The sequence below is a fragment of the Deltaproteobacteria bacterium genome, assembly GCA_013151235.1.
Lineage (GTDB): Bacteria > CG2-30-53-67 > CG2-30-53-67 > CG2-30-53-67 > CG2-30-53-67 > JAADIO01.
This window is the reverse complement of sequence record JAADIO010000013.1, coordinates 1-12,434: the sequence shown is the minus strand read 5'-3', so window position 1 is coordinate 12,434 and position 12,434 is coordinate 1. Positions and strand designations below refer to the sequence as shown.

General features: G+C 54.7%; 10 protein-coding genes. 9 read left to right on the top strand and 1 reads right to left on the bottom strand.

What is annotated here, in order from left to right:
* The first annotated feature begins 97 nt into the window (after positions 1-97).
* The 4 genes from ccsA to GXP58_02645 all read left to right on the top strand — a co-directional run bounded on the left by ccsA (position 98) and on the right by GXP58_02645 (position 4,988).
* Positions 98-868, top strand: a complete 771-nt coding sequence (gene ccsA / locus GXP58_02660; GenBank protein NOY52504.1) for a cytochrome c biogenesis protein CcsA — start codon at positions 98-100, stop codon at positions 866-868.
* 143 nt (positions 869-1,011) lie between these two features.
* Entirely contained in the window at positions 1,012-1,722 is a 711-nt protein-coding gene (locus GXP58_02655; GenBank protein ID NOY52503.1) for a cytochrome c biogenesis protein ResB, read from the top strand.
* Between the two features lie 117 nt (positions 1,723-1,839).
* Complete coding sequence (locus GXP58_02650) at positions 1,840-3,177, top strand: hypothetical protein (GenBank protein NOY52502.1); 1,338 nt, start codon at positions 1,840-1,842, stop codon at positions 3,175-3,177.
* On the top strand, positions 3,174-4,988 hold the full coding sequence (locus GXP58_02645) for a GAF domain-containing protein (GenBank protein ID NOY52501.1): 1,815 nt from the start codon (positions 3,174-3,176) through the stop codon (positions 4,986-4,988). The genes GXP58_02650 and GXP58_02645 overlap by 4 nt, the downstream gene beginning before the upstream one ends.
* 13 nt (positions 4,989-5,001) lie before the next feature.
* Here the strand turns inward: GXP58_02645 and GXP58_02640 are convergent, their stop codons facing one another.
* Complete coding sequence (locus tag GXP58_02640) at positions 5,002-5,403, bottom strand: response regulator (protein ID NOY52500.1); 402 nt, start codon at positions 5,401-5,403, stop codon at positions 5,002-5,004.
* A 311-nt stretch (positions 5,404-5,714) separates the two neighbouring features.
* Here GXP58_02640 and GXP58_02635 point away from each other — a divergent pair, with 311 nt between their 5' ends.
* The 5 genes from GXP58_02635 to GXP58_02615 all read left to right on the top strand — a co-directional run.
* On the top strand, positions 5,715-7,406 hold the full coding sequence (locus GXP58_02635; GenBank protein ID NOY52499.1) for an electron transfer flavoprotein-ubiquinone oxidoreductase: 1,692 nt from the start codon (positions 5,715-5,717) through the stop codon (positions 7,404-7,406).
* Positions 7,407-7,538: 132 nt separating this feature from the next.
* Positions 7,539-8,933 (top strand): tRNA lysidine(34) synthetase TilS, encoded by a 1,395-nt coding sequence (tilS, locus tag GXP58_02630; protein ID NOY52498.1) that lies wholly within the window; start codon positions 7,539-7,541, stop codon positions 8,931-8,933.
* 169 nt (positions 8,934-9,102) lie between these two features.
* Positions 9,103-10,914 (top strand): ATP-dependent metallopeptidase FtsH/Yme1/Tma family protein, encoded by a 1,812-nt coding sequence (locus GXP58_02625; protein ID NOY52497.1) that lies wholly within the window; start codon positions 9,103-9,105, stop codon positions 10,912-10,914.
* Entirely contained in the window at positions 10,911-12,119 is a 1,209-nt protein-coding gene (gene folP / locus GXP58_02620) for a dihydropteroate synthase (protein ID NOY52496.1), read from the top strand. Before GXP58_02625 ends, folP begins: the two co-directional genes overlap by 4 nt.
* 109 nt (positions 12,120-12,228) lie before the next feature.
* A partial coding sequence (locus tag GXP58_02615) for a hypothetical protein (protein NOY52495.1) occupies positions 12,229-12,434 on the top strand: 206 nt, incomplete at its 3' end.

Below are 12,434 nucleotides of genomic sequence, written 5' to 3'. Positions count from 1 at the left end.
TCCACAAATTCCGGTTTCATGTCTCAAAGAATATAGCCCTTCTCTTCGATTTTTGTCAAACAAAGAGACTTTCTTCCTTGAGGCAAAAGGCCGATCCATGTACAATGACAAAATGATGATGCCCTTGTCACATCAATGGTTTGACGGTTTCTTTTATGCCGCCCTGGCAGGTTATCTCATCTCGGTCTTTCTCTCTTTCCGAATGAAGGGGATTGCACTTTTCACCGCCGTCTCTTGTCATACGATTGCTATTTCCATCCGAACCGTTTCGGCCGGCAGGATTCCCTTGGCCGGGGTCTTTGACACACTCTCTTTTTTTGCCCTCGCGACGGCGGTTTGCAGCGGACTTTTCTACCGGAAATACCGCCGGATGACTTTTCTTCAGGGGGGGACGATCCTTGCAGCGATGATGTTGTCCTGTGATCTCCTGGCGCCGAGGGAATTGTACCCCCTTCCACCGGTGCTCCGAACGGTCTGGTTCGAAATCCATGTGGGGCTCTCCTTCATTTCCTATGCCCTTTTTGCCGTCGGATTTTTAGGCGGGCTCGACTATTTTCTTTCCGGTCGCAGGGAGGAGGTCCTCGAAGCCGAATACCGTGCGAATCTCCGGGGCTATCTTTTGTTTTCCGTGGCGATGATCGCCGGCGGGATCTGGGCCTATTATGCATGGGGGACTTACTGGCTCTGGACACCGAAGGAACTCTGGACGACGATCGTCTGGTTCTACTACTCTTTGTATCTTCACGCCCGCATCGTTCGAGGGTGGAAGGATTCGACGCGGGCTGTGCTGGCCATGACCGGATTTGCCGTCGTGCTTTTCACTTATGCGGGAGTGGGGTTGCTTATGAAGTCGTCCCATTCCTTCTGATACGGAAATGAGGGGAATACCGTTGCTGTTGACTTTGACTTTGAACTTTGTGCCTATGTTCCTTTGCCCCTTTACGCCTGTGCCTTTGTGAAAATAGGGGATCGGAGGAATTTGTCAGAGAAAGATTTTGAAAGGGATGATGGATGCCATTCCTCTTACGCTGGTTCTCCTCACTGAAACTGACGGTCTGGGTCCTGACGCTCCTCATTGCCGTATTCCTGCTCGGTGCTGTTCTGATGCCTCTCTTTCCCGAGGCGCACCGGGGAATGAACGCCGCGCCGCTTTTTGCGTGGTGGAGAAGGTCCGGCCGGGCCTTCTTTCCGCAGAACGGATGGCTTCCTCTTGCCATATTCCTGATGGCGATCCTGACGCTCAACACCCTGGTCTGTACGGTCCGTTCCCTCCGGATCGGCCCGTCACTTTTCGCCCATATCACCCATGCCGGTTTTCTCCTGATTCTGCTGGCACACCTCGTCTCCGCTTCCACCGGATTCCGTGAGAGCGGGATCGTCCTGCCGAAGGGACATGCCGTTTCGGTTGCCCGGCTCAATCTGAAACTGCGGTTGAGCCGCATTGATTATGTTCCTTATCCCAACGGCATGCCGAAGGACTATTCCGCAGAGGTCGTGTTGATCACGAAAGAGGGGAGCGTGACCCGGACGTTGGCACCGAACGCGCCGGCCTTCTACAAGGGTATCCCGATCTACCTGAAGACTTTCGGCTTCCGCCCCATTCCTTACGCCGTTTGTGAGGTGGCCGACGACCCCGGCGCGCGGGTGGCCCTGGCCGGATCGATCCTCTTTCTCATCGGAGCCCTTCCCCTTCTCGGATTCAGGCGGATCGGCAGAGGATAGGCGTCGGTGGAAAACCTTCCGTTGATCTTCGTGACTTCATTTCGGCTTTTCTGCTAAACTTTTTCTATGCAATCCTACCGTTTCGAGGTATAGTAAACTTCCATCATGGAGGAATTGATGCAGGACACTTTCGATCCACATCTCCTTCAGGAGGATTCAGCGCCTTCCTTCGGTCCCATGGATAATCTCTTCCTGGGGCTTCGTCTGGTGGTGTTGGCCGGCGGTCTGAGCTGGCTCTATTTTGTCCCCCTGAACCATGACCTGAAACTTCGGGCCTTCAGCGTTTTTCTCTTCTACTCCTTTTATGTCTCCGTTCTCTATGTAACCATTTTCTTCAATCTGGAACGAATCCGTTTTTTTTATCTCGTGGGGATGCTTTTTGATCTCCTGTTTATCTTTCTTCTCCTCATGCTGACGGGAGGGGCGGCCAGCAGTTTTTTTATCGCCTTTTATATTCTGGTTGCCCTTCATTCCTTTTATTACGGACTGGTCGTGGGGTTGTTCGTCTCGACGGCCTCCGGCCTGATCTATTTCGTAAGTTATGTGGACAGCGGATATTCCATGCACTGGACGGATTTTGCGCTGCGGATTTTCTTTTTGTACATTCTCTCGATTTCGGCGGGGCTTCTCTCGAGGATGATGCGGAAGGACCGGGAAAAGATCTCCCTTTTGAATCATCATCTGGAGGAGTCGTTGAAAAACCTTGAAGAGGCCCAGCAGAAACTGGTGGAGACGGCAAAGCTTTCCGCACTGGGCCGGATGACCTCCGACGTGGCCCACGAGATTCGGAATCCCCTGGTTTCCATCGGCGGCTTCGCCCGGAAATGTCTGCATACGATCGATCCCGATTCCCGGGAGAGACGTTATGTCCAGATCATCGTGGACGAAACGGCCCGGTTGGAGAGGATCCTCCGGGACCTGCTGATGTTTACCCACGGCCCGGCCCGGGAGTTGCAGGAGATCAATTTGTCAAAGATCCTGGAGCGGGGGATTGCGATGAATCGTGACGAGTTGAAAGAGAAAGAGATCCGGGTGGTCCGCAGGATCGATCCGGCTCTTCCGAGGGTTCTCGGAGACCGGGGACAGATGGAAAAGGCCTTGATGAATATTATCCTCAACGCCGCTCAGGCGATGGACGGGAAGGGGACCCTGACGGTTGTTACCGAACCCTTCGTGAAGGACGGTATGGAGTGGGTCCGGGTCGAGATCCAGGATACCGGGACAGGAATTCCTTCGGAAAACCTCGACCGGATTTTTGATCCTTTCTTTACCACGAAAGAGAGTGCTGAAGGGACCGGACTGGGACTTTCCGTCAGTCGCCGGATTGTGGAGGAACATCACGGCACTATCTCCGTGAAGAGTGTTGAGGGCCGGGGGAGCACTTTTGTGATTCAGATTCCGGTCCTGGACCGGGGGAGTGCGGAGAAAAATACCGGAAAGGAAGAGGGCGAATGAAAGGGCGTCTGGAAAATTTCTTTTCCACCCATCCCGTTTTTCAGCGGCTTTCGTTGAATGATGCCGACCGGGAGGCACTTGCCCGGGCCATTGAAGAGGATTGCCTCTCCGGGGTTCTATCCCGGTTAATCGAAGAGACGGAAGAGATCATGAAGATCGATCCGGGGCTTCCGGAGAAGAAGATCCTGGAGATCGCCGCCGAACGGATCGTCCACAATCTGGATGCCGAGGCCGCGTCGATTCGGTTATTTGATCCGGAAACTCTGAAGATGACCAGCTTCGGTTCTTACCGGTATCCGGACGATGAGCGGTTGATGTCGATCCCTTTTCACGATTCCATTGCCGGACGTGTGGTGAAGGAGCATCATAGTATCGCCGTTCCGAGTATTCTCAAGGACCCCAATTACAAGAACAAGGAGATTGTGGAGCGAAAGGGCTACCGTTCCCTGTTGGCTGTTCCTCTGCGAATCCCGCGATTCATGGGACGTGACGAAGATATTCTGGGTTCACTCCAGATCTATTTCAAAGAGGATAACCGGCAATTCGGCGCTCTTTTGATGATTCATGCGGAACTCCTGGCGCGGCGGGTCAGCTATGTGCTGGCCAAGAAGAAGATCCTCGATCTGCAGAAACTGAACACCCGCAAGGAAAAGATCGTGGAAAAGATTTTTGTGAAGTTGAGTAACCGGGAAGGGGTCAAACTCAGGGATCTTTTTTCCCAGCTCATACCGGAAATCGGTGAATTCCTTCAGGTACAGAGCTGTTCCCTCTTCTCCGTTTCCAGGGACCAGCAATACATCCGCCTGGAGGCGGGTTATCCGCTGGAGAAGACCTACCATGAATTGGGGTATACCTACACGGTCAGTCACCATCCCTATTTCGAATGTGTTGTTCACAAAACGATTCCCGGAGGAGAGTATGACTGTGAGCGTGTCGATCCGGCCTACCTGTTGATCAAGGAGCCGGCGAGGAGCCTGATGACGAGCCGGGGAATCCGGGCGTTTGTGCAACGGAACAAAATCCATTCGATTCTTCTCGTTCCGCTTCATGTCAATCAGATCGTGCGGTATATCATGATGTTCTATGCTATGGACCAGCGGCGCTTCTTTTCGGAAGAGGAGATTGAGCTTCTCAGCTTTTTCGGCCGGGAGATTCTCAAGGCTTCGCGGTTGGAACTCCTTGATGATGTGCTCCATGATTTCAAGAATCCGGCCATTGCCATCGCCGGCTTTGCCGCCCGGGCACGGAAACTGATCAGTGGAGCGAAACCGGAAGCCCTGCGGGAAAAGCTGGCCTCCTACCTGGATATTGTCGTCCGGGAGACGACGCGCCTTCAGGATTTGACCTTTTCCATGAGTGTTGAAGGCCGGGAAGAGATCGTCAATCTGAGCGAGATTGCTCTTGCCCGGTACCGGATCAACGAAGAGACACTCCGGGAGGCGAGGCGCCGGAATGTCCTTGTCCGTCCGGCGGTTCTGGAACCGGACCTCCGGGTCTTTTGCTCCCGCTTCGGCCTGGAACGGATTTTAGACAATCTGCTGAACAATGCCTCCCGGGCTGTCCCCGATCAGGGGGGGGAGGTTGCCCTGCGAACCTATCTTGACGGGCCTATGGCCGCTCTGGAAGTGCGGAATACGGGTGAGGTTCCGAAGGAAAAGATTGAAGAAGTGCGGCGGGGAGAGGTGCAGGGTCGGGGGTTGAATATCATTTTTCGATTCGTCCAGGCCAATCACGGTAAGATGGAGATCCGGAATGAATCCGGGCAGGCGGTCTGCATCCTGCGTATCCCGTTATACCGTGATGCGGATTAGGCTTGAACGGATTTTACGTTTTGGGGGTGGCGCCGATCGGTTTGTCAAGGGCCTTTCGTACGGCTTGGGAGAAATCCTGGAGCATAAAGGGCTTCGGGATAAATCCCTGAACTCCTGTGTCGATCAGTTTCCGGACTTCTCCTTCCCCGTCAAGTCCCGAGGTAAGCAGGACACGAACACTGGGGTTGATCTCTTTCAGAACGGAAAAGGTTTCCTCTCCGCTCATGCCCGGCATGAGATAGTCCAGGATTACCAGTTGGATCTCGGAACTTCCTTCACGATAGATCCGGCAGGCATCTTTCCCGTTGTCGGCGGTTCGGACCGTGTAGCCCAGGGTCGTCAGAAGTCGTTCTCCTAATTTCAATAAAGTAGGTTCATCGTCGACAAGCAGAATCTCTTCTTTCCCCTCCTGCATAGCGCTTTCCTCCTGTACGGTTCCGGATGAGCCTGCAACCCTCTCAGTGTGTCACACTATTTACGAACAGGACCACTTAGATCAGACGAAAAATTGTTTTCAGCAAAATGACGATTTAAATATAGTGTATGAACGCAAATATTTCAACCCTGTTTTGAATATAATGGTAAACATATATAAAACATACTGTTATGGAATACTTTGCATGTAAAACATTAGATAATATTTCGAACACTTCAGGTTGAAAGTGGAAATGAAAATGGTATAATGCCGACAGAACTTACCCTTCATCTTTTTGGAGAGGAGGACCCATGGAGAGCCGGGAACGAATGGAGGTGGATGTACTCTTCGTCGGGGGCGGGCCTGCCTGCCTGTCGGGGGCACTGTACCTGATGCGGAAGATTGCGAAACACAATGACCTTGTGGAAAGAGGGGAGGCAAAGGGTGAGGCACTGAAAGAGCCGATGATCGTTCTCCTGGAGAAGGGGGCGGAAATCGGGGCACATTCTCTTTCGGGGGCCGTTCTGGACCCCGTTGCTCTCAAGGAACTCGTCCCGGATTATGAAGAACAGGGGGCCCCCATCGAACATGTGGTTCGGAAGGAGTCCCTCTATTATCTGACTTCCGTCTCTCAGTTCCATTCTCCTTTCATCCCGCCGCCCCTGGAAAACCGGGGAGGACTGGTGATTTCCCTTTCCCGTTTCAACCGCTGGCTGGGAAGTCTGGTCGCGGAAGCGGGCTGTGAGATCTTCCCCGGTTTTCCCGGTATTGAAGTCCTCTACGAAGGCGATCGGGTCATCGGTGTCCGGACCGGAGACAAGGGAATCGACAAGGAGGGGAATCGCAAAGGAAATTTCGAACCGGGGATCGATCTTGTGGCCCGTGTGACGATCTTCGGGGAAGGGCCCCGGGGCAATCTGGCCAAGACCCTGATCCCCCGTCTCGGTCTGGCGGAGGGAAAGGCCCCCATCGGTTACTTGACGGGGGTGAAGGAGGTCTGGGAACTACCGGAAGGGAATGAGGTTTCGGACGAGGTGATTCATACCCTCGGTCATCCGCTCCCCCCGGACACTTACGGCGGGGGCTTCATTTATCCCATGGCGGACCGCCGGCTGATCCTCGGACTGCTGGCCGGGGTCAATTCGCCCGATCCCTTCTTCGATACGCACGAGGCTTTCCAGCGTTACAAGGATCATGATTTCATCCAACAGATGATCTCGGGGGGAAAACTCCTCGAATACGGTGCCAAGACAGTCTCCATAAGTGGTTATCATTCCGTGCCGCAGCTTGCCTTTGACGGCGGGCTGTTGGTCGGAGATGACGGCGCTCTCTTTGACAGCCGGCGGATCAAGGGAGTTCATCTTGCCATGAAGTCCGGAATGCTGGCGGCGGAGGCGGCCTTCTCGGCGCTGCTTTCGGGGGATGCCTCCCGCGAAGTGCTGGCCGGCTACGAGGAGAGTCTCCGGAAAAGTTATGTGTGGCAGGATCTCCGGGCGGCCCGGAATTTTCACCAGGCGTTTGACCGGGGGCGGATCACCGGGATGCTCAACGCCGCCTTCGGGATGGTGACGGGGGGCAAGGGGTTGACAAACTGGAAATCGGAGAAGGCCGATTGCGAGCAGATGAAAAAAGTGGCCGACTATCACGAAAAGGGGGCCGTGAAGGAGCCGGTGATTACCGACGGGACTTTGACCTTTGACAAGGTAACCTCGGTCTATCATTCCGGGACAACACACGATGAGGATCAGCCCTGTCACCTCCATGTTGAGGATCCCTCGATCTGCCACGGCCGCTGCCGGGAAGAATACGGAAATCCCTGCGTGAAATTCTGTCCCGCCGGGGTTTACGAGATGGTCGCAGACGAGGAGAGTGGGGAGGAAAAACTGCGGATCAACTTTGCCAACTGTGTTCACTGCAAGACCTGCGATATCCGGGATCCTTACGGGATTATCACCTGGGTTCCGCCGGAAGGGGGGGGAGGACCGAAGTATACGATGATGTGATTTGACCGAAGGACAAGACAAGGGACAAAGGGTCAAAAGCACAAAGTTTAAGATCAAAATGAACTGCTTCTTTTTTCTTTGCGTTCTTTGCGAGTTTGGCGAGAGGATGGCTCTGGAAACCAACAAAGAATCATGCCGACGAAATTTATCTCCAAAATTAAAAGAACGATCGAGCAGCATGGACTCCTGTCCAGAGGCGATACCGTGGTCATCGCTCTTTCGGGAGGTCCCGATTCCATGGCGCTTTTCGAGGTCCTGTACCGTCTGCGGGAATGTTATGACCTGACCTTGATCCCGGCGCACCTTAACCATGGTTTCCGGGGGGGCGAGGCGGAGGGAGACCGGGACTTCTGCGAGGCCGAAGCGGCGCGTCGCGGGTTGTCGCTCGTTTCCGAATTTGTCGATGTCCCGGCCCTGGTAACGGAGAAGAAGGGGTCGGCCCAGGAAACGGCCCGGAGGGTACGATACGATTTCCTCCGTCGTACCGTCGAGCGGTTTTATGCGGACCGGGTCGCCTTAGGGCATCACGCGGATGATCAGGCGGAAACCCTTCTCATGCGCCTGTTCCGGGGTTCGGGTACCCGCGGCCTCGCCGGAATTCCCCTTCAACGTTCTCCCGGAATTATTCGTCCGTTCCTGCAGGTGACCCGCCGTGAGATTCAGGATTTTCTGATGGGGGAGGGAATTGCCTGGCGGGAGGATCGATCCAACGAAAAGACGATCTATCTTCGAAACCGGATTCGCCGGGAACTTCTGCCGGTTTTGAAGAAAGAGTACAATCCCAATCTTGTCGAAGATCTTTGCCGGACCGCCGAAATTCTTCGGGATGAGGAGACCTTGCTTTCGGAGTTGGCGGCGGATCAGTTTCATCCCATTCCCCTCGATGGGGGGATCGCACTGCTCTGCGATCCGCTCAGCTCCCTGCCGCCGGCATTATTGCGGCGGGTGATCCGGCAGGCACTTTGCGAGCTGGATGATGCCCTGCAGGGAGGGAGCTTCGAGCAGGTGGAGGCCGTGATCCGTTTGATGAAGGCCGGGGGGTCATCGGCCCGCATTGATCTGCCCTGCGGAATGCAGGTACGCAAGGTTTACGATCGACTGGAATTTCTGCGGGCGGTGCGGGCGGAGGTATCGCCGGGGATGTATGAAATTCCGATTCCGGGGACCGGGCGGATTCCGGCTCTCGGTATTGAGGTGCGCTCGGAGATCCTGGCCGCTGATTCAAAGGTTCCCTTCTCCTCATCTTCTATGACCGCCTGTTTTGATTACGATAAATGCGTGTTGCCGCTGAGGGTCAGAACCCGACGGCCTGGAGACCGCTTCCGTCCTTCCGGTTTTGGAAGGACGAAGAAGGTGAAACGGTTTCTCATCGATGAAAAGATCCCCTGCTCCCGGCGGAATCGTCTCCCCCTCCTGGTCAACGGGCGGGATGAGATCCTCTGGATCGGCGGGCTGCGCACCGATGTCCGTTTTGCCGTCGGGGAAGAGACAGCCCGGATCCTCTGTTTATCGATACACCATTTTTAGTGATGACTCCTTATCACTATAAATTTCAGCCCTTTTTCTGTTGTCACATGAGGGAGTTTGTGATAGGATCTGAAAATCAATAACGTGAAATATTAATTAATTTCAATAAGATAGAAGATGAAGCCACCTTTTGTGTTATGGGGCTTCTCCTTTGTACCGGAGGTCTTTCGTGAATTCATTTTACAAAAGCTTGACCCTCTGGCTCGTCATCGGAATGGTGATGGTCCTGCTCTTCAATCTTTTTAGTTACCAGAAGGAAATGGTCCGTGAAGTTTCTTTTACCGAGTTCATGAATAAGGTCGATGCGGGAGACGTCAGTGAGGTCGTGATCGAAGATGGAGGGATGATTCACGGGAAGACTAATGAAGGCAAGACCTTCAAGGTCTATTCACCGAATTATCCCGAGCTGGTGAATGACCTGCGAAAAAAGGAGGTCAAAATTGTTGCCAAACCGCCGAAGAAGGAATCACTTTTTGTAACGATCCTGGTTTCCTGGTTTCCCTTTCTGCTCCTCATCGGCGTCTGGGTCTTCTTCATGCGGCAGATGCAGGGGGGAGGGAACAAGGCACTTTCTTTCGGGAAGAGCCGCGCGAAACTGCTCAATGAAGATCAGCAGAAGGTGACTTTCAAAGATGTATCCGGGATCGATGAGGCCAAAGATGAACTGCAGGAGATCATCGAGTATCTCAAGGATCCCAAGAAATTTCAGAGATTGGGCGGGAAAATCCCGAAGGGGGTCCTCCTGATGGGACCTCCCGGCACAGGCAAGACCCTGCTGGCCCGGGCCATCGCCGGAGAGGCGGACGTTCCGTTTTTTACCATCAGTGGTTCCGATTTTGTCGAGATGTTCGTCGGTGTGGGGGCGTCCAGGGTACGCGACCTGTTCAATCAGGGGAAGAAGCATGCCCCCTGCATCATCTTTATTGATGAAATTGATGCCGTCGGTCGTCACCGTGGCGCCGGCCTCGGCGGCGGGCATGACGAGCGGGAACAGACCTTGAATCAGCTCTTGGTCGAGATGGACGGTTTCGAATCCCATGAGAGTGTGATCCTGATTGCTGCAACAAACCGGCCGGATGTTCTCGACCCGGCCCTCCTGCGGCCCGGCCGTTTCGATCGGCAGGTGGTTGTGCCGAACCCCGATATCAAGGGGAGGGAAGGGATACTCAAAGTGCATACCCGAAAGATCCCCGTCGCAGCGGAAGTCGATCTTCATGTTCTGGCCCGGGGCACGCCCGGTTTCTCCGGCGCCGATCTTGCCAATCTCGTGAATGAGGCGGCGCTGCTTGCCGCACGCAGGAACAAGGATGAGGTGGAAATGACCGACCTGGAAGAGGCCAAGGACAAGGTTCTCATGGGGGCGGAACGGAAAAGCATGATCATGAGTGATGAGGAAAAACGGAATACCGCTTACCACGAGGCCGGTCATGTTCTCGTTGCGAAAATGATTCCGGGGACAGATCCGGTTCACAAGGTGACCATCATCCCCCGGGGTCGTGCCCTCGGGGTTACGCAGCAACTTCCCGAATCGGACAAGTACACCTTTTCGAAAGAATTCATGCTCGGCAGAATCGCCGTTCTGATGGGCGGGAGGGCGGCGGAGGAATTGATCTTCAGCCAGATGACGACGGGGGCAGGCAATGACATTGAGCAGGCGACTTCGCTCGCAAGGAAAATGGTCTGTGAGTGGGGGATGAGTGACCAGTTGGGGCCGCTCTCTTTCGGGAAGAAAGATGAGCAGATCTTTCTCGGACGGGAGATTTCCCAGCATCGGGATTACAGCGAGGCGACGGCAATGGAAATCGATACCGAGGTGAAACAGATTGTCACGCAGTGCTACGGGAAAGCCCGAACTCTTCTTAAAGAAAACCTGGAGACTTTGAAGCGGATCTCCGAAAACCTGCTGGAGGTCGAGGTTCTCAGCGCGGAACAGATCGATGAACTCATTAATGGAAAGCTCCCCCAAGAGGTTGGTGAATGAAGTACGGGATGCGAATCCTGCAGCTTAACACACGGGAGGAGATCATTCATGAAATGAGGCGTCTTGGCGCAGATCCGCCGGGGATCGGTCTGATGTTTCCCAAGGGATTGACGCGCATGATCCGTCTTTCGGATGTTCCCTGCCCTGTTGCCAACCTTCTCAAACAGGAGCTGCTCTCCCGGGGGGGCGATTGTGCCGTTGCTCATGGGACTCTGACCCATTCCGTGGAGACGACGGACGTTCTGATGGTGGCGACAGAGCGGCACTACCGGGGGCTGGTCCGTAAACTGAAGCGGCAGAACTTCTTCGGTTTGCCCGCTCTTGCCGATGATCTGGCCTTGTGCATTCGCTCCTTCAACCAGAACCGCTTTCCCTGCCGGTTCGGCTCCGAGCTTATTGATCTGGGAGAACGAACCTACATCATGGGGGTCCTCAATGTGACGCCCGATTCCTTCTTCGACGGCGGCGCATACGACAGCGTGGATGCTGCTGTCATACAGGCGATACGGATGGCGGAAGAGGGAGCGGATTTCATTGACGTCGGCGGGGAATCGACCCGGCCGGGATCGGCGCGGGTTCCGGAGGAGGAAGAACTTAAACGGGTTCTGCCGGTGGTGGAACGTCTCGTCCGGGAGGCGGGGCTTCGGATCTCCGTTGATACCTGCAAGGCTTCTGTTGCCCGGGCGGCTCTTGATGCCGGGGCACACATGATTAACGATATCTCCGGTTTGCGGTTCGATCCGGAGATGGCCTCTCTGGTTGCCGAACGGGATGTGCCCGTGGTTTTGATGCATATCCTGGGGACGCCGAAGGATATGCAGCAGGATCCTTCTTATGAAGATGTTGTGGGGGAGGTTCTGGCCTACCTGGAGGGTAGCATGGAGATCGGCCGGGCCGCGGGAATGCGGGATGAACAGATGATCCTGGACCCCGGGATCGGTTTTGGAAAACGTCTTCAGGATAATCTCGATCTGTTGAAACATCTCTCCGAGTTCAAAGTGCTGGGCCGTCCCCTCCTCCTCGGGACCTCCCGAAAATCCATGATCGGTGCCATCCTTGACCTTCCCGTGGCCGAACGGATGGAAGGGAGTCTTGCGACGGCGGTTTTGGGGGTATTGAACGGTGCGAATCTGGTGCGGGTGCATGATGTTCGGGAAACCGCACGGGCCGTTCGAATGGCCGATGCCGTGATGCAGCGGAACTGAATATCCCGGGCCGTAGAGCCGGGGGCGGGTCTGCGTGCAGAGACGGGTTGGTCGACCCTCCCGGTACGTTGCGGATTTTGCGAACAAGACCACGAAGAAAGCAGGTCGGATGATGTGGATGGAAATTGCAAACCTGGTTCGATGGTTTCTCCATACCTTCCGCTGGCAGGATGCCGTCGATATCTTCATTGTGGCCTATGTCCTCTATAAGTCGTTTCAGCTCTTCAAGGGGACCCGGGCGCTGCAGATGCTCCTGGGGCTGACCATTCTGGTCATGTCCTCTTTTCTCTTCAAATGGGCGAAATTCTATACCAT

Coding starts and splice junctions, on each gene's coding strand:
- folP (NOY52496.1), top strand. CDS start 10,911: ATGAAGTACGGGATGCGAATCCTGCAGCTTAACACACGGGAGGAGATC.
- GXP58_02635 (NOY52499.1), top strand. CDS start 5,715: ATGGAGAGCCGGGAACGAATGGAGGTGGATGTACTCTTCGTCGGGGGC.
- GXP58_02645 (NOY52501.1), top strand. CDS start 3,174: ATGAAAGGGCGTCTGGAAAATTTCTTTTCCACCCATCCCGTTTTTCAG.
- ccsA (NOY52504.1), top strand. CDS start 98: ATGTACAATGACAAAATGATGATGCCCTTGTCACATCAATGGTTTGAC.
- GXP58_02650 (NOY52502.1), top strand. CDS start 1,840: ATGCAGGACACTTTCGATCCACATCTCCTTCAGGAGGATTCAGCGCCT.
- tilS (NOY52498.1), top strand. CDS start 7,539: ATGCCGACGAAATTTATCTCCAAAATTAAAAGAACGATCGAGCAGCAT.
- GXP58_02640 (NOY52500.1), bottom strand. CDS start 5,403: ATGCAGGAGGGGAAAGAAGAGATTCTGCTTGTCGACGATGAACCTACT.
- GXP58_02655 (NOY52503.1), top strand. CDS start 1,012: ATGCCATTCCTCTTACGCTGGTTCTCCTCACTGAAACTGACGGTCTGG.